Annotated in this window: 18 protein-coding genes; 16 read left to right on the top strand and 2 right to left on the bottom strand. The window is 47.8% G+C overall.

Annotated elements, in window-relative coordinates; all coding sequences use genetic code 11:
- Positions 1-33 precede the first annotated feature (33 nt).
- Positions 34-1,137, bottom strand: a complete 1,104-nt coding sequence (gene dnaN, locus AAGC78_RS09965) for a DNA polymerase III subunit beta (protein ID WP_435783924.1) — start codon at positions 1,135-1,137, stop codon at positions 34-36.
- Positions 1,138-1,231: 94 nt separating this feature from the next.
- The gene (gene dnaA / locus AAGC78_RS09960; protein WP_435783923.1) at positions 1,232-2,782 is read right to left on the bottom strand and encodes a chromosomal replication initiator protein DnaA; all 1,551 of its coding nucleotides are present in this window, start codon (positions 2,780-2,782) and stop codon (positions 1,232-1,234) included.
- A 587-nt stretch (positions 2,783-3,369) separates the two neighbouring features.
- Here dnaA and rpmH point away from each other — a divergent pair.
- The 16 genes from rpmH (at position 3,370) to atpA (ending at position 18,053) form a co-directional block, all read left to right on the top strand.
- Positions 3,370-3,507, top strand: coding sequence for a 50S ribosomal protein L34 (gene rpmH / locus AAGC78_RS09955; RefSeq protein ID WP_151033402.1), 138 nt, complete (start codon positions 3,370-3,372; stop codon positions 3,505-3,507).
- A gap of 108 nt (positions 3,508-3,615) precedes the next feature.
- Positions 3,616-4,119, top strand: coding sequence for a ribonuclease P protein component (gene rnpA / locus AAGC78_RS09950; RefSeq protein ID WP_435783922.1), 504 nt, complete (start codon positions 3,616-3,618; stop codon positions 4,117-4,119).
- Complete coding sequence (gene yidD / locus AAGC78_RS09945) at positions 4,097-4,399, top strand: membrane protein insertion efficiency factor YidD (protein WP_435783921.1); 303 nt, start codon at positions 4,097-4,099, stop codon at positions 4,397-4,399. Before rnpA ends, yidD begins: the two co-directional genes overlap by 23 nt.
- A 1-nt stretch (position 4,400) precedes the next feature.
- On the top strand, positions 4,401-6,068 hold the full coding sequence (gene yidC / locus AAGC78_RS09940) for a membrane protein insertase YidC (RefSeq protein WP_435783920.1): 1,668 nt from the start codon (positions 4,401-4,403) through the stop codon (positions 6,066-6,068).
- Between the two features lie 9 nt (positions 6,069-6,077).
- Positions 6,078-7,442, top strand: a complete 1,365-nt coding sequence (gene mnmE / locus AAGC78_RS09935; RefSeq protein ID WP_435783919.1) for a tRNA uridine-5-carboxymethylaminomethyl(34) synthesis GTPase MnmE — start codon at positions 6,078-6,080, stop codon at positions 7,440-7,442.
- A gap of 109 nt (positions 7,443-7,551) precedes the next feature.
- On the top strand, positions 7,552-8,337 hold the full coding sequence (locus tag AAGC78_RS09930; protein WP_435783918.1) for an AAA family ATPase: 786 nt from the start codon (positions 7,552-7,554) through the stop codon (positions 8,335-8,337).
- A gap of 719 nt (positions 8,338-9,056) precedes the next feature.
- Entirely contained in the window at positions 9,057-10,973 is a 1,917-nt protein-coding gene (mnmG, locus tag AAGC78_RS09925) for a tRNA uridine-5-carboxymethylaminomethyl(34) synthesis enzyme MnmG (RefSeq protein WP_435783917.1), read from the top strand.
- A gap of 86 nt (positions 10,974-11,059) precedes the next feature.
- Complete coding sequence (gene rsmG / locus AAGC78_RS09920) at positions 11,060-11,665, top strand: 16S rRNA (guanine(527)-N(7))-methyltransferase RsmG (protein WP_435783970.1); 606 nt, start codon at positions 11,060-11,062, stop codon at positions 11,663-11,665.
- Positions 11,666-11,701: 36 nt separating this feature from the next.
- Positions 11,702-12,505: a ParA family protein gene (locus AAGC78_RS09915; protein ID WP_435783916.1), complete on the top strand. Its 804-nt coding sequence runs from the start codon at positions 11,702-11,704 to the stop codon at positions 12,503-12,505.
- A 27-nt stretch (positions 12,506-12,532) separates the two neighbouring features.
- Positions 12,533-13,444, top strand: coding sequence for a ParB/RepB/Spo0J family partition protein (locus AAGC78_RS09910; protein WP_435783915.1), 912 nt, complete (start codon positions 12,533-12,535; stop codon positions 13,442-13,444).
- A 286-nt stretch (positions 13,445-13,730) separates the two neighbouring features.
- Complete coding sequence (locus tag AAGC78_RS09905; protein WP_435783914.1) at positions 13,731-14,117, top strand: ATP synthase subunit I; 387 nt, start codon at positions 13,731-13,733, stop codon at positions 14,115-14,117.
- A 77-nt stretch (positions 14,118-14,194) separates the two neighbouring features.
- Positions 14,195-15,097 carry a F0F1 ATP synthase subunit A gene (gene atpB / locus AAGC78_RS09900; RefSeq protein ID WP_435783913.1) on the top strand — a complete coding sequence of 301 codons (903 nt, stop codon included), beginning with the start codon at positions 14,195-14,197 and terminating at the stop codon, positions 15,095-15,097.
- A gap of 79 nt (positions 15,098-15,176) precedes the next feature.
- Entirely contained in the window at positions 15,177-15,416 is a 240-nt protein-coding gene (gene atpE / locus AAGC78_RS09895) for a F0F1 ATP synthase subunit C (RefSeq protein WP_435783912.1), read from the top strand.
- A gap of 51 nt (positions 15,417-15,467) precedes the next feature.
- Positions 15,468-15,938: a F0F1 ATP synthase subunit B gene (locus AAGC78_RS09890; RefSeq protein ID WP_435783911.1), complete on the top strand. Its 471-nt coding sequence runs from the start codon at positions 15,468-15,470 to the stop codon at positions 15,936-15,938.
- Positions 15,939-15,949: 11 nt separating this feature from the next.
- Positions 15,950-16,486, top strand: a complete 537-nt coding sequence (locus AAGC78_RS09885) for a F0F1 ATP synthase subunit delta (RefSeq protein ID WP_435783910.1) — start codon at positions 15,950-15,952, stop codon at positions 16,484-16,486.
- 22 nt (positions 16,487-16,508) lie between these two features.
- Positions 16,509-18,053 (top strand): F0F1 ATP synthase subunit alpha, encoded by a 1,545-nt coding sequence (atpA, locus tag AAGC78_RS09880; RefSeq protein ID WP_435783909.1) that lies wholly within the window; start codon positions 16,509-16,511, stop codon positions 18,051-18,053.
- Positions 18,054-18,064: the final 11 nt, after the last annotated feature.

Genomic DNA, 18,064 nt, shown 5'->3' with positions numbered 1-18,064 from the left:
ACGACCAACGGACAGCTAACTACCAATGCACCCTTACAGGCGCATCGGCATAACTACATAGAGAGAATCACTGTTTTCCGGCTCTTCCAGCAGTGCACTGGAATTCGCATCAGACAAGGTAATCTTCACATTCTCGTTACTGATTACGTTGGTTACATCCTGCAAATAACTTACGTTGAAGCCTACTTCAAGAGAATCACCAGTGTAATCCACAGTAACCTGCTCTTCTGCTTCTTCCTGTTCCGGGTTATTGGCAACAATAGTCAGAGTACCATCGGACAACAGCAAACGAACACCGCGATATTTTTCGTTGGACAAAATCGCCGTGCGGGCAAAGGCTTGCTTCAATTCCAGACGTGAGCCGATTACGACTTTATTACCACCGCGTGGCAGTACACGCTCGTATTCAGGGAATTTTCCATCTACCAGTTTGGAAGTAAAAGTGTAATCCATCGAGGTCACACGGATATGGTTTGAACTCAATACCACTTCAACTTGCGCACTTGAATCGTCGAGCAGACGAGATAATTCCAACACACCTTTGCGCGGCAAAATTGCCTGCACAACATCGCTGGTGTTAACCGCTACCGCACGAGTACACATCGCCATACGGTGACCATCAGTAGCCACTACGCGCAATTGATCCTGGCGAACTTCCCACAACATTCCATTCAAATAATAACGAACATCTTGCTGAGCCATGGCAAACGCCGTGCGTTCGATCAAGCGTTTAACTTCTTGCTGGGCACAGCTGAAACGCAAATTACCGGGAGTATCTTCCACATTCGGGAAGTCTGATGCCGGCAAAGTAGATAAGGTAAAGCGGCTGCGGCCAGACTTGACCATAATGCGGCTTTCTTCTAGAAAAAACTCAATATTGCTGCCATCAGGTAGCGATCTGCAGATATCTACCAGCTTACGTGCTGGAACTGTAATCTCGCCCGAGACTCCAGCTTGCTCCAGGGTAATACGGCCAACGATTTCTACTTCCAGATCAGTCCCCGTTAACGACAACTGATCGCCATTCAACTGAATCAACACATTGGACAACACCGGTAGCGTTTGACGACGCTCCACCACACCAGCTACCAGTTGTAAGGGTTTGAGCAAGGTTTCGCGGGATACGGCAAATTTCATGTGATGGTCTCTTAAGTAATCTTCCGGGACTTATTGAGTTTTTATCTCTGGTGTTGCGTTACTACTGTCGGTAAAGACAAACAGCGTTTATAAATCAAGTCGTCAGGGAACGCAGCAAGTTTTTCATATCTTCGCGGATATCCGCAGTCTCTTCCTGCAATTCCTTAATTTTGCGGCACGCATGTAGTACAGTCGTATGATCGCGGCCACCAAAAGCTTCGCCGATTTCCGGCAAACTGTGGTTGGTCAATTCTTTCGCCAGAGCCATTGCCACCTGACGTGGACGCGCCACTGAACGGCTGCGTCGCTTGGAAATCATGTCATTCATTTTGATCTTGTAATACTCGCAGACTACCCGCTGAATATTATCGATTCCCACCTGCTTATCCTGCAGCGCCAATAAATCTTTCAAAGCCTCCCGCACCAGTTCTACGTCAATAGAGCGACCGGTGAAATTCGCACTGGCGATAACCCGCTTGAGCGCACCTTCAAGATCACGCACATTGGCGCGAATCCGCTGGGCGATAAAAAATGCAGCCTCGTGCGGTAAATCAATATTCACCTGCTCGGCTTTCTTCATCAAAATGGCAACGCGGGTTTCCAATTCGGGCGGTTCGACTGCCACCGTTAAACCCCAACCAAAGCGGGATTTAAGCCGCTCTTCCAAGCCATTAATTTCTTTAGGGAAACGGTCACAGGTCAGGATGATCTGGCGGCCACCTTCAAGCAGTGAGTTGAAGGTATGGAAAAACTCTTCCTGCGAGCGCTCTTTGCCGGCAAAGAATTGGATGTCATCAATAAGCAAGGCATCCATCGAGCGATAGTAGCGTTTGAAATCATTGATCGCATTTAACTGCAGCGCTTTTACCATATCGGCAACAAAACGCTCGGAGTGTAGATACACCACTTTGGCGTTGGGGTTACGCGCCACCATGGCGTTGCCCACTGCTTGCATCAAGTGGGTTTTACCCAGCCCCACACCACCATATATAAAGAGGGGGTTATAAGCACCACCCGGATTTTCAGCAACCTGGCGAGCAGCAGCTAAACCCAGCTGGTTGGACTTACCTTCAACAAAGGTCGCGAAGGTAGATGAGAGGTTCAAGTAGTTGCTGTGCTTCAAACCCCCTTCAACTTCGATCTCAACTGCCGGGCGCGGAATATCAATAATGACTTCTTCAGCAGAGTTAGCGGTTTTAACCTCATAATCTGCGATTTTAGCGGCTAAATTCTGAACTTTAGGCGCAGAATAGATTTCGGTAACTATGCTTTCACTTTTGCCACTACTGGTAAAAGCAAGGTTATCAACGACCGGAGTCGTAAGCAGATCGCTTTGATTAGGCGTAAATGCACGCGCTGGTTGTGGCACTGGCGCAGGTTGGAAACCCGCTGCAGGTCTGGGAGCCACAGCCACGGCTACTTGCAACCCATTACCTTGATGATAATGACTGGCAAGTTCACGGATACGGTTAAGGAATTTCTCCGACACCCAATCACAAATAAACCGGTTAGGTGCCAACAAGCGCAATTCCTGGGGCGATGCTGACTCATCAATTTGCAATGGCCGAATCCAGGTATTGAACTGCTGCGACGGCAATTCATCCTGCAAGCTGGCGGCACATAATTTCCAAATCGATTGCAGCAAAACAAAAACTCCCGGAACGCATACCGCGCTTATTGTTTATTGAACTGATGAAACAACAACATCCGACCACACAAATCCACATATCGCTGGCGGAGCATCAATCACGCATTACCACATGAATTACTAATGGGTAATGCCTGAAGCACCTGAATCGATTTTTGGATGTTTGATCAAATAGATAGGTGATAACCAAAGCAGCCGGTAATAGATAAATTGCACCGGCAGGTTATACAAGGGAGCCAAGTCTACTCTCGCCTCCCAAAGTTATCCACAACAAAAGCCAAAATAAATTTAATGGGCTAAAACTTAGCCATTAAAATTCAAATAGTTACGATACAACTGGCAGCTCAATCAAGCACCCGGAATTATCACAAAAATAGACATTAAAACGCCAAACCTGTGGATAAACCTGTTAATAAGATATGGATTATCTGGGGGAAAACAGGTAGAAAATGTGGACGGCCAAATTTCCCTGTTTTTGTAGATTATTTGTTCAAAATTATTTGCTTTAGCGGGTGGCATTCATTAGAATCCCGCCTCTTTTCGCACGCCGTGTGAATTAACTCAGGATTTTTAACAGGTTTATCATGAAAAGAACATTCCAACCCAGCAATCTGAAGCGCGTTCGTAACCACGGTTTCCGTGCTCGTATGGCTACCAAAGGTGGTCGTTTGGTTTTAGCTCGTCGTCGTGCTAAAGGCCGCAAAGCGCTGACCCAAGTTTAATTGGCTCTCCGCTCCCTGGTTCACTAGCAGTTTGTTGAAATTCGTTATTGGCAAACGTGATACAAAGTAGTCGATAACGGTCGCTTCCAGACTATTTTTAGCGCACTTATGCCAGCCAAAATAGAATTTCAACAGCCTGCTAGTTCGAATCAACCTTCAAGCGATTCCCGCTCTGATTCTGATTCCCGCAATACCTCCTTCCGCTTTACCAAATCCTTGCGTTTACTCTGTGCCGCTGATTTCAAACCTGTGTTTGATGACGCTCCCTTTCGCGCATCGCACCAGCATTTTTTGATCCTCGCCCGTCTCAACCAACAAGCACAACCACGCTTGGGTTTGGTGATGGCAAAAAAGCACATGCGTCTGGCCGTTGAACGCAACAGGATGAAACGCTTAATCCGCGAAAGCTTCCGCCTCAACCAGCAGGACTTTTCTGGCCTGGATGTGGTGGTGTTATCGCGCAAGGGGATGGATAGTTTATCGAATAGCGATTTTATCCAGCAGTTAAACCAACAATGGCAGCGAATTTTCAAAAAAGTGCGCCATCATCGGTTAACATCGCAAGCGCAAACTCAACAGGTAAATGCGGATGTTAAAACAGCTGATCAATAAGGCCCACCAGAGCCTGATCTGGCTGGCGGTAAAATTGCTCCATGCTTATCGCTATGTGTTAAGCCCCTGGATTGGCAACCAATGCCGTTTTTATCCCAGTTGTTCACATTACTCGGAAGAAGCAATTGTGCGGCACGGATTTTTTATAGGGTCTTATCTAACCTTGCGCCGCCTACTAAAATGCCACCCCTGGCATGAAGGCGGGCTTGATCCAGTGCCCGAACTGAAAAAAACCTGTTGTTCTTCTATTCATTCACACACTACTGATGGCAGTCATTAAGATGGATTGGCAAAAAAACCTTTTAATTGCAGCGATTCTCGCTACTTTATTATTACTGGTGATTCGCTGGCACGAATATCAGGAAAAGCTTCCCGCACAACCCGCGGTAGTTTCACAAGCAGCAGCCAATGCCAGTTCTGCGCAAAGCACCATTCCCTCTGCCTCTGCAAACAGCGAAATTCCGGTAGCTGCCAACAGCTTGTCGGAAGCAGAAAAAACTACTCTGGCGGCCAACCAACTGATCGAAGTGAAAACCGACAGTTTGGATCTGACCATTAACCCATTAGGTGGCGACATAGTGCAGTTGGCACTGCCGCGTCATTTCCTGAAATTAAATACCCCGGATCAGCCTTTTGTGCTGCTGGATAACCGCGATAACCATACCTACCTCGCGCAAAGTGGTCTGATCGGCGCCAACGGCACTGATACCGCACAAGGTCGCCCACTATTTACCAGCGAAAAAACGGCTTACACCTTGGCAGAAGGTGAAAACCAACTCGTGGTAGATCTGGCTCTGCAACAAGGTGAAGTGAGCATCACCAAACGCTTTACCTTTACCCGCGGTGAATACCTGATCAAAGTCGAATACCTGATCGACAACAAAAGTACCACCAGCTGGTCAGCGCAACTTTATGGCCAGATCAAACGCGACAGCCAAAACTTTGTAAAAGTCAGCGCGTTGGAAATGAATCCATTCCTCGGCGCAGCGATTACTACCCCGGAAGAAAACTACAAAAAGATGACCTTCGCCAAAATTGCGGAAGGTGAATATAAAACCAGCCATCAAGGTGGATGGGTCGCCATGGTGCAGCACTATTTCATCAGCGCCTGGATTCCAGACGCTAACAGCGAAAATAGTTACAGTTTGCGTAAGTTAGGTACAAATGACCTGTATTTGCTCGGTTTTACCGGCAAAGTTACTGAAGTTGCTCCCGGTACCCAAGCCAGTATCAGCGCTAACTTCTACGCTGGCCCGAAAGATACCGAGCGTTTGGAGCAAATCTCTCCGCACCTTGATCTGACCGTAGATTACGGCTGGCTTTGGTGGGTATCCAAACCACTGTTTATTGTATTGAAGTGGATCCACGAACTAGTAGGCAACTGGGGCTTGGCGATTATCGGCCTGACCCTGTGTGTAAAATTGCTGTTCTTCAAACTTTCAGCAACCAGCTACAAATCTATGGCGAAAATGCGCAAGTTAGCGCCGAAATTAGCCGAAATGAAAGAACGTTACGGCGATGACCGCCAGAAGTTCTCACAAGAAATGATGAAGATGTACAAAACCGAAAAGGTGAATCCTTTTGGTGGATGCTTGCCATTGTTGATTCAGATGCCGGTGTTCCTTGCACTTTATTATGTATTGATGGAATCCGTTGAATTGCGTCACTCGCCCTTCTTCGGCTGGATTTTCGACTTGTCGGTAAAAGATCCTTACTTTGTGTTGCCGATTATCTACGGCATCACCATGTACTTTATGCAGAAGCTCAATCCACAGCCGACTGATCCTATGCAAGCGCGCATCATGCAAATGCTGCCGTTGATTTTTACCTTTATGTTCCTCTGGTTCCCGGCCGGTCTGGTACTTTACTGGGTAACCAACAACGTGTTGTCGATTCTCCAGCAATACATTATTACCAAACAAATCGACGCTGAACCTGCTGCTAAATAAGTTATTGCTATGATCATTACCGACACCATCGCTGCCATAGCCACCGCCACTGGCCGCGGTGGTGTCGGTATAGTCCGCGTCTCCGGCCCCAAAGCCAGTCTTGTCGCCGAACAACTCCTCAAGATCAAACTTCAACCGCGCCACGCCCACTATTGCGATTTCTCCAGTCGCAGCGGTGAAGTACTCGATCAAGGCATCGCCCTGTTTTTCCCCGGCCCCAATTCCTTTACCGGTGAAGATGTCCTTGAACTCCAGGGCCACGGCGGCCCGGTTATCCTCGATTTGCTCTTGCGCGAAATTACCCAGTTGGGAATTCGCCTTGCCCGCCCGGGTGAATTTTCCGAGCGCGCCTTCTTAAATGACAAACTCGATCTCGCCCAAGCTGAAGCGATTGCCGATTTAATCGATGCAACCACTGAACAAGCCGCGCGCAATGCCCTGCACTCTTTACAGGGTGCATTTTCCATACGAATTCAGGATCTGGTTGAAGCGCTGATTCATCTGCGCATTTATGTCGAAGCATCTATTGATTTCCCGGAAGAAGAAATCGACTTTCTCAGTGATGGCAAAGTCGCCCGCGATCTGGACGGCATCATCGGTAAACTGCAGCAGGTATTTAAAGAAGCACGACAGGGAGTATTGGTGCGCGATGGTATGCGGGTAGTTATCGCCGGCCGCCCAAACGCCGGTAAATCCAGTTTGCTCAATGCACTCAGCGGCCGTGAATCTGCCATTGTGACCAGTATTGAAGGCACGACACGCGATGTGCTGCGCGAACATATCCATATTGATGGCATGCCACTGCACATTATTGATACTGCCGGTTTGCGCGAAAGTCCGGATGAAGTTGAACAAATCGGCATCCAGCGCGCCTGGCAAGAAATCCAACAAGCCGACCGGGTATTGTTATTGGTCGATAGTCGTCAAAGCCAACTGACTGATCCCCATGAAATTTGGCCAGAATTTGTCGAAAAACTGCAAGATCCCACCAAGATCACCCTTGTTCGCAACAAGATTGATCTCAGTAATGAAACAGCTGGACTGTTTTATTCAAATTCCAATGACATATATATAGGTATTAGTGCCGCAACTGGGGCTGGTATCGATGAGCTGAAAAACCATCTGAAAACTATCATGGGTTTTAGCGAGAGCGGCGAAAGTGGTTTTACCGCCCGCCGCCGTCATCTTGATGCGCTTGAACGTGCGCAAGCTTTCCTCTCCTCCGGCAAAGCGCAGCTGCAAGGTTATGCCGCAGGTGAATTACTCGCTGAAGATTTACGCCAAGCCCAAAATGCACTGAGTGAGATTACCGGCGAATTTACCCCGGATGATTTGCTTGGCCGTATCTTCAGCAGCTTCTGCATCGGCAAATAACTGACCAGCTTGCGACATCTAAATACACCTAATGTGAGCCCTCACTAAAAATAGTGGCGAAACTATGTCTATACTGTTTATTAATTAAACAATATAGATTTCTCACGCCATGAATATTCCGGCTTCATTTGATAGCGCTAGACCTCATACCGATCCCTTAGTTGCTATACAGCTACTGTCCGCTTGCCGAATCCTGGTTATCAACGGCAAAGGTGGCTCAGGTAAAACCACCTTAAGCACTAATCTCGCCGCCTGGTTGGCAAAACGCGGCGAAACGACTGTATTGGTGGATGCAGATCCGCAGGGATCAGCTAGCCATTGGCTTGCATCCCGCGCACCGGAATTGCCCGCTATTTTTGGGGTAAAAATCGACCCAAGCAGTCGCATAAGCCGCAGCTTCCAATGGCGTGCCCCCAAATCTACCCGCTGGTTAATTACTGATGCCGCCCCCGGGCTTACCGATAACGCGCTGGAAGACATCATCCAGAGCCACGATCTCATCATAGTGCCGGTATTACCGTCCGATATTGATATCCGCGCCAGTGCGCGTTTTATCGGTGAACTCTTGTTAACCCGCAGCATGCGCCGCCAACGTCGCCCCATAGCCGTGGTGGCTAACCGTGTAAAACAACAAACCAGCGCTTGGGAGAGATTACAAAAATTCCTGCTCAGCCTGAACATTCCCCACCCCGCCACTTTGCGCGATACCCAATATTACGTCCGTGCTTACGGTGAAGGACGGGGTGTTGCCGACTATCCCCAACAAACCCATGAGCGCGACCGCAAAGATTGGGAATTACTGTTGTGTTGGTTGGATGCGCAATTATCAGCCAAAGAATGGCTGGATGAGGCATTTCCCGAAGACCAAGCCAATGACATCTCAAATGTGTCTTGAATAAGCAAACATTCCACTAACAGAAACCTTAATACAGACTTATCTCCAATCTTTTCCACACAGTTACACAGGTTATCCACAGTTGAATCGAGTTTTATTGCGTAAATGGTTGTTTTAAATACCGTTTTACTTATCGAATTAAACTGGTGTGTACAACCCTGTGGGTGTTGATGACAAAAGCTGGGCAGGTTTTTGGGGATAAGTCCGGATTTACTCGCTTTCTGTATAACCATGCCTTTTATAACCAGCTTCCAAGCAGCTTAAGCCCAGCTTGCGCGAACCTTTTTCAGTGCTTTATCCTTCCATTAATTCATTGATAAATATAACTATTTTTAGCTTATCCACAGAAGTTCTCATCTACATATATAACAACATCTTTTAAATACCTAAATAACAATACATATATTCATTTCATACATTATTTTTCTTTGTTGTAACGCGAGCAGTTTTTTTGAATAAGTCCCTGCCAGGATGAAAGTTGAAGTTCCCTCTGAGACCCGCTGTGAACCCATCCATGGGGGCTTGTCTTCGACATCCCTGTCTCAGACAGTCTCAGAGGAAACTCCAAATTTCATCTTCAAAAAATGCGATATAAAAAAGCATTGATTAATCCCTGTACAAGTTTTGTGCAAATCGCTGACAGGCCCTATAATGTCGCCCCTTTTGTTCCACGCCTGTCCAAGGTATTTGTACGCAGCCCGGCTGCAAGGTAGTAAGCGATGATTTTCCCGGATCGTTTTGATGTGATTGTGATCGGCGGCGGCCATGCCGGTACCGAGGCCTGTCTGGCGGCGGCGCGCATGGGCTGTAAAACCCTGCTGCTTTCTCATAACATTGAAACCCTTGGCCAAATGTCCTGTAACCCGGCGATTGGTGGGATCGGCAAAAGCCATCTGGTAAAAGAAATTGATGCCATGGGCGGTGCTATGGCACTTGCAACCGACAAAGGTGGTATCCAGTTTCGCGTGCTCAATGCGCGCAAAGGTCCTGCGGTGCGCGCAACTCGCGCCCAAGCAGACCGCATCCTTTACAAAGCGGCTATTCGCCATACGTTGGAAAATCAGGAAAACCTCTGGATTTTCCAACAAGCAGCTGATGACCTGATTGTTGAAAACGATCAAGTGCGGGGTGTGGTTACCCAAATGGGCCTGAAATTTATGGCCAATCAAGTGGTGTTGACTGCCGGTACGTTCCTCGGTGGTTTGATTCACATCGGCATGCAAAATTATTCCGGCGGTCGCGCTGGCGATCCGCCGTCGATTGCACTGTCAAAACGCCTGCGCGAATTGCCGCTGCGTGTTGATCGTTTGAAAACCGGCACGCCACCGCGTATTGATGCGCGCACCGTTAATTTTGATGTATTGGAAAAACAATACGGCGATGATCCGCGTCCGGTGATGTCGGTGATGGGCAATCGCGCCATGCAACCGCAACAAATTTGTTGTTACATCACCCACACCAATGAAAAAACCCACGACGTGATTCGTCGCAACCTTGATCGCTCGCCCATGTACTCGGGTGTGATTGAAGGCATCGGTCCGCGCTACTGTCCGTCGATCGAAGATAAAATTCACCGCTTCGCGGATAAAGATTCACACCAGGTATTTATCGAGCCGGAAGGTTTGACTACCCACGAGCTTTACCCGAACGGAATTTCCACCAGCTTGCCGTTTGATGTGCAGCTGGAAATCGTGCGCTCGATGAAAGGTTTTGAAAACGCGCACATCCTGCGCCCCGGTTACGCGATTGAATACGATTATTTTAATCCGCAGGATTTGCAGCACAGTCTGGAAACCAAAGTCATCGGCGGTTTATTTTTTGCCGGCCAGATCAACGGTACCACCGGTTACGAAGAAGCCGGTGCACAAGGTTTGCTTGCGGGAATCAACGCGGCGCTGCGCGCGCAAGAAAAAGCGGCCTGGTGCCCAACGCGCGATCAAGCTTATGTCGGTGTATTGGTAGACGACTTGATTACACTCGGCACTAAAGAACCTTATCGCATGTTCACCAGTCGCGCCGAATACCGTTTGTTGTTGCGCGAAGACAATGCCGATTTGCGTCTCACCGAAACCGCGCGCGAATTTGGTTTGATCGGCGATGCGCAATGGAAAATTTTCTGCGACAAGCGCGAGCAAATCGCACTTGAGCAAGAGCGCTTGCACTCTACCTGGATTCAAGCCGGCTCTGCCGAAGCAGAACAAGTTGAACAAAAAATCCAGACTAAACTGACACGCGAATACAGTTTGATGGATTTGCTGCGTCGCCCGGAATTAACTTACACCGATATCGCCTCGCTCAAAGGTGAACCTATCGCCAATGAAGCGGCGGCGGAACAAATTGAAATCGATGCAAAATATTCCGGCTATATTGAACGTCAGCAAGAAGATGTTGATCGTTTGCGTGCTTATGAAAATACGCTGATCCCGGATGACTTCGATTATTCAGTAGTGGATGGTTTGTCCAATGAGGTCAAACAAAAATTGACCGCTGCGCGGCCACAAACATTAGCGCGTGCTTCACGTATTTCCGGCATTACACCGGCGGCGATTTCGCTGGTATTGGTCTATTTGAAAAAGCGCGGTGTATTAAAACGTTTGCAAGCAGATGCAGATGCGCCAGAACAACAAGCATCATAATTTTAGTGCTGCTTAAACCAAGAGAATGTTGAGTGACCGATTTACATAACGAATTACGCAATCAACTGCTGCGCGGTGCGACTGAAATGTCGGTCGCCCTGGATGACGGGCAGATTGAAAAATTACTGGCTTACGTGCGTGAGTTTGAAAAGTGGAACAAAGCCTATAATCTTTCAGCAGTGCGCGATATTCGCCAAATGGTAGCGCGCCACCTGCTCGATAGTTTAAGTGTGGTGCCCTGGTTTCAAGGTGAAAAAAAATTTTCCGCTGCGCGGGTAATTGATGTCGGCACCGGCGGTGGTCTACCGGGAATCCCATTGGCAATTATGTTCCCGGAAAAACAATTTACCCTGCTCGACAGCAACGGCAAAAAAACCCGTTTTTTGTTTCACGTTAAAACCCTACTGGGTTTAACCAATGTCACGGTTGAAAACCGGCGGGTAGAAGAATTTCAACCTGAGCAAAAATTTGATGCGGTGATCAGCCGTGCCTTTGCCAGTTTGCAAGACATGACCGACGGTTGCGCGCACATGTTGGCACCGGGCGGAATTTTTCTGGCGATGAAAGGGATTTTTCCGCAAGATGAACTTGCACCCATCGCCGAAAAAATTAAATTATTAGAAAGTGTGAAACTGTTGGTTGCAGAAACGGATGGCGAACGTCACCTGTTAGTTTTGCGGCCGCAACAATAAAAATTTTCAACCACTGTGTGGTTATAGGATTTTCACTTGACCAAGATATACGCCATTGCCAATCAAAAAGGTGGAGTCGGTAAAACGACAACTTGCGTGAATCTCGCTGCTTCATTGGTTGCGACCAAAAAGCGGGTATTGCTGGTGGATCTCGACCCACAAGGAAACGCCACTATGGGCAGCGGCGTAAATAAAAATGAAGTGGAAAAATCCATTTACGATGTACTTACCGAGCGCGAATCGATTAAAGACTGCCTGAGTTTTTCGGAAAGCGGCAAATATCAGGTACTGCCTGCCAACGGCGATTTGACCGCAGCAGAAGTTGAAATGCTCACGCTCGATAACAAAGAGCGCCGTTTACAAAATGCACTTAACGAAGTGCGCGACCAATTCGATTACATTCTTATTGACTGCCCACCTTCGCTCAACATGCTTACCTTGAACGGACTTACCGCCTGCGACGGTGTGATCATTGCCATGCAATGTGAATACTATGCATTGGAAGGTTTGTCGGCATTGGTTGGTACCATTAACCAAATTCAAAAAGTATTAAATCCGAATTTAAAAATCGAGGGTCTGCTGCGCACTATGTATGACCCACGCAACAGTTTGACTAACGATGTATCGGCGCAATTGCAACAGCATTTTGGCGATCGTTTATATCGCACCTGCATTCCACGTAATGTGCGTCTTGCAGAAGCACCGAGTTTCGGCATGCCGGTGTTGGCGTTTGATCGTCAATCCAAAGGCGCCATTGCGTATCTCGCATTGGCCGGTGAAATTTTGCGTCGCAATGAAATGAGCAACAAACCCGCTGCTGCTGTAACAGAAACTCTCTAACAAAAAATTGATATAAGGCTGATTCAGATGTCGACAAAACGCAAAGGATTAGGAAAAGGTTTGGACGCACTGCTCAGTGCCGGTCTGGGTGTAACGGCGCCTGCGCCCGAGATGCCAATTAATCCTGCGGAAGTGGATAGCAAACTGGAATATCGCGATGGAAAACTCGCGCATCTACCGGTGGAATTAATTCAGCGCGGTAAATATCAACCGCGTCGCGATATGCACACTGAGGCATTGGAAGAATTAGCCGAATCGATCAAAGCCCAAGGCGTAATGCAACCGATTGTGGTGCGCCCGATTGGCGAAGGTCGCTATGAAATTATCGCTGGTGAACGCCGCTGGCGCGCCACACAAATTGCTGGCCTCGATAAAATTCCCGCGGTGATTCGCGATGTGCCAGATGAAGCAGCAATTGCAATGGCGCTTATCGAAAACATTCAGCGCGAAAATTTAAATCCGATTGAAGAAGCAGTTGCACTAAAACGATTGCAAGACGAGTTTGAATTAACCCACGCAGAAGTGGCGCAAGCGGTGGGTAAATCGCGCACCACAATTACTAACCTGTTGCGTTTGATCGCGTTGAGCGACGAAGTAAAAACCTTGCTCGAACACGGCGATCTGGAAATGGGTCATGCTCGTGCGTTGTTAACGCTGGATGCAGAAACCCAACGTGCAATTGCGCGTCAAATTGTGGCTAAGGGTTTATCGGTTCGCCAAACCGAAGCGCTGGTGCGTTTGCACCAAGAGGGACAAAATACGGACAAATTAAAACCGGAAGTTACTGTTTCTGCCGACATACGTCGTTTGCAGGATCAACTTTCCGATACCTTGGGTGCGGGCGTTGAAATCCAACACGGTGCGAAAGGCAAAGGTAAATTGGTAATTAGTTATAACTCGCTTGATGAGCTGGATGGAATTCTCGGCCATATAAAATAAATTTTATGCCATTGGCACCTTTCATAAAGGTGCCTTTTCCCTACATATAGTTGTCGATAACAGCTGCACACACTAGTTACAGTAAAGATAAAAAATCGAAGCAAATTTACAGCAAATTTACTAGTCGTTATTGAGCTTTGGTGCTAGCCCGGCGGTTGCTGCTATAGGGCTTAATCACTATAATGCGCCACGTTTGGGCGTTTGAAACATAAGCTTGTTACTAATGGTAATAAGCTGACATTTGTGACAGAATGCCGCCGCAAAAAATGGGGAGCCCAAAACCAATATGTCGCGTTATTTAAAAGGGCGTGACTTTGCTCTCCAGACAGTGGCAGTCCAGTTGTTGGTAACCTTGGCGATCAGCGCCATGGGTCTTGCGGTCAACAATCAGATCGCAATTTCATTGTTTGCAGGTGGAATTATTTGTGTGACGGCCAATTTGTGGCTGGCACTCGTGGCGTTTCGTCCCCAAATGGGCGCGCCACCCCAAAAGATGCTCGCGGCGTTTTATACCGGTGAGCTTGGAAAATTTGTAATCACAGCCTTGATGTTTTTGCTGGCCTTTAAGCAGATTGGGTTTCTAAAAGAAGCCGCTTATGCCGCTACCATGATCCTGGCTTATGTGATGATTCAGGTTGTTGCCTGGATCAGCCCGCTGGTGCGTCGCCAGTAGTTGTCTTTAACTAGCTTGAAAGATAACTGCGACCCGGCCGGAAGTTTTTTCAACTTTAATCATTTTGGAACTTAACGATGTCAGCCGCCGAGCATGAAGCAATAACATCCTCCGAGTATATTAAACACCACCTTACCAACCTCACCTATGGTCAATTACCGGATGGTACTTGGGGTTTTGCGCACGATTCTGCTGAAGCAGCGCAAATGGGTTTCTGGTCTTTCCATGTTGATACCCTTGGTTGGTCAGTACTCTTGGCCACCGTGTTTTTCTTAATTTTCCGCAGTGTGGCCAAAAAAGCGAACAGCGATGTTCCAACCGGTCTGCAAAATGTGGTTGAAGCCGCGATTGAATTTGTAGACGGCAATGTGAAAAGCATGTTCCCCTACAAGAACGCCATGATTGCACCTATGGCTCTGACCGTTTTTGTCTGGGTATTCTTCATGAATGCGATGGACTTGATTGCGGTTGACCTGCTGCCTGAAATTGCAAAACTGGTCGGCGTATCCTTAGGTGCTGATCCTCACGCTGTATTTTTCAAAGTTGTTCCCTCTACCGATCCAAACATCACCTTGGGTATGGCCCTCTGCATCTTTATCCTGATCCTTTGGTTCAGTATCACCCAAAAAGGTTTGTTGGGTTTCTTGAAAGAATTGACGCTGCATCCTTTCAGCAGCAGCAACCCGATTGTGCAAACCCTGTTTATCCCAGTAAACCTCGTACTTGAGTTGCCAGGTTTGATCGCGAAGCCTGTATCACTGGGTTTGCGTCTGTTCGGTAACCTCTACGCCGGTGAAATCATTTTTATTCTAGTAGCGATCCTTTACGGTGCCGGTATTGTGTTTGCTGGTGTTGCCGGTGTTATCCAGATCATCTGGGCGCTGTTCCATATTCTTATTATTTTCTTGCAAGCATTGATCTTCATGTCGCTGACCATTGTGTACATGAGCATGGCTTATCAAACCGATGAGCAGCACTAATTATTAGTAACTGGTTTTGTAATTTGTTTTTTTAGTTTGTTTTATTTTTTTAATTATCAACTTAGTAGGAGAAAACACTGTGACTGAAGCTCAAGCTTTGATTTATTTGGCGGGTGCACTGGTAATTGGTTTGGGCGCTGTAGGCGCTGCGATTGGTGTAGGTATTCTTGGTGGTAAATTCCTGGAAGGCGGTGCTCGTCAACCAGAATTGATCCCAATGCTGCGTACTCAATTCTTCGTTGTTATGGGTCTGGTTGACGCGGTACCAATGATCGGTGTTGGTATCGGTATGTACATCCTGTTCGCAACTGGCGTCTAATTTTTAGCGGTCCTGTTGCGATTTACATCCCTTTAACAAAGGCATTTAATCGTGAATCTTAATGCAACTCTTATCGGTCAGATGGTGGCGTTTGTCATCTTCATCTATCTGACACACCGCTTTGTGTGGCCACCCATTGTTGCGGCATTGGCAGAGCGCACCAAGCGTATTGCCGATGGTCTTCAGGCTGCCGATAAAGCTGAAAAAGATCTCGAACTGGCTAAACAAAAAGTGGTTGAGCAACTGACTTCTGCAAAGAAAGAAGCTGCTGCAATCATTGATCAAGCTAACAAGCGCGCTATCGAAATTGTTGAAGAAGCAAAAGAGAAAGCACGTGCTGAGGCTGATCGTGTGAAAGCCGCTGCCCAAGCTGAAATTGATCAGGCTACCAGCCGTGCGCGTGAAGAACTGCGTGCGAAAGTGGTTACCCTGGCATTGGCGGGTGCAGAAAAGATTCTGGAATCTTCTATCGATCAAAACGCTCACAACGAGTTGGTAAACAAACTCGCTGCGCAGCTGTAAGAGAGGTAGATATGGCTGAACTCACTACCCTGGCTAGACCTTACGCCAAAGCAGCATTCGAGTTCGCCCTGGCTGCCAATAAATTGCAGTCATGGTTTGAAGCTCTGGAAGTTTCAGCCGCTGTTGCCGAACAAGATCAGGTGAAGAAAGCGTTAGGCGCATCTGGCCTGTCGGCGCAGCAGAAAGCTTCCGTTTTTGTACAGGTTTGTGGTGAAAAATTGGATGAAGCGCAAAAGAATTTCATCCACACCCTTGCAAGCAATAAACGTCTGGCGCTGTTACCGTTCGTAAAAGAACTGTTTGCCAGAATGAAGGCGCAGCAAGAAAAAACTATTGATGTCGAGGTAACTGCAGCTTACGAGCTTCCAGTTGACTTGATTAACAAATTGGCTCAGGCACTAAGCACCAAACTGGATCGTAAAGTCAGTGTTCAAGGTTCGGTAGATAAGAACCTGTTAGGTGGGATTGTTATCTCCACTGGCGATATGGTTATTGACGGTTCAGTCCGTGGTCGCTTGGCGAAGCTTGCCGAAGCAATGAAATCCTAATTTTAGGGTTGAGGAACAGAGCATGCAGCAACTGAATCCTTCTGAAATCAGTGAAATCATCAAGCAGCGCATTGCTGGCCTTGAGTTTTCAACAGAAGCACAAAACGAAGGTACTGTCGTTTCCGTAACTGACGGTATTATTCGTATTCACGGTCTCGCCGATGTTATGTATGGTGAGATGATTGAATTTGAAGGCGGTATCTACGGTATGGCACTGAACCTGGAGCGCGACTCCGTTGGTGCTGTAATCCTGGGTGATTACCGCGGTGTGGCCGAAGGCCAAAAATGTAAGTGTACTGGTCGTATCCTTGAAGTACCTGTTGGTCCGGAATTGCTGGGTCGCGTTGTTGACGCACTGGGTAACCCAATCGACGGTAAAGGTCCGCTGAACACCAAAATGACCGACGCAGTTGAGAAAATTGCACCGGGCGTAATTTGGCGTAAGTCGGTTGACCAGCCAGTACAAATCGGTTTGAAAGCAATCGATGCGATGGTACCTATCGGCCGTGGCCAGCGTGAGCTGATCATCGGTGACCGTCAAATCGGTAAAACCGCTATCGCCGTTGATGCCATCATCAACCAAAAAGGTTCTGGCATTAAGTGTATTTATGTAGCGATTGGTCAAAAAGCGTCTTCTGTTGCGAGCGTTGTGCGCAAGCTGGAAGAGCACGGCGCTATGGATCACACCGTTGTGATCGCAGCGACCGCTTCTGATCCTGCATCTATGCAATTCCTGGCAGCATTCACCGGTTGTACCATGGGTGAATACTTCCGCGATCGCGGTCAGGATGCCCTGATTATTTATGACGACTTGACCAAGCAAGCTTGGGCTTACCGTCAAATTTCCTTGTTGCTGCGTCGTCCACCGGGCCGCGAAGCTTATCCTGGCGACGTGTTCTATCTCCACTCCCGTCTGCTGGAGCGTGCATCTCGCGTGAGCGAAGATTACGTAGAGAAATTCACCAACGGTGAAGTGAAAGGTAAAACCGGTTCTTTGACCGCATTGCCAATCATTGAAACCCAGGCTGGTGACGTTTCTGCGTTCGTTCCAACCAACGTGATTTCTATTACCGATGGACAGATCTTCCTTGAGTCGTCCATGTTCAACTCGGGCATTCGTCCGTCAATGAACGCCGGTATTTCGGTATCGCGTGTAGGTGGTGCTGCACAAACTAAAGTTATCAAGAAACTCTCTGGTGGTATCCGTACCGCGTTGGCGCAATACCGTGAGTTGGCGGCCTTCTCCCAGTTCGCATCTGATCTGGATGAAGCAACCAAATCGCAATTGGAACACGGTCAACGTGTTACCGAGCTGATGAAGCAAAAACAATTTGCTCCATTGAGCGTTGCGCAAATGGCATTGGTACTGTTCGCTGCGAACGAAGGTCACCTGAAAGATATCGAAGTTAGCAAAGTATTAGACTTCGAAGCCGCTCTGCTGTCTTTCGCCAAATCCGAATACGCTGACACTATGGCTCACATCGATGCCACTGGTGACTGGAACGGCGAATTGGAAGGCAAGTTCAAAGAGCTGGTGACCAAGCTGAAAGCGAGCCGCACCTGGTAATCTGGCGATCG

Source organism: Cellvibrio sp. (assembly GCF_039207905.1).
In the GTDB taxonomy this organism is placed as follows: domain Bacteria; phylum Pseudomonadota; class Gammaproteobacteria; order Pseudomonadales; family Cellvibrionaceae; genus Cellvibrio.
Note: the sequence above shows the minus strand (reverse complement) of the source record. Positions and strands in the feature narration are given on the sequence as shown.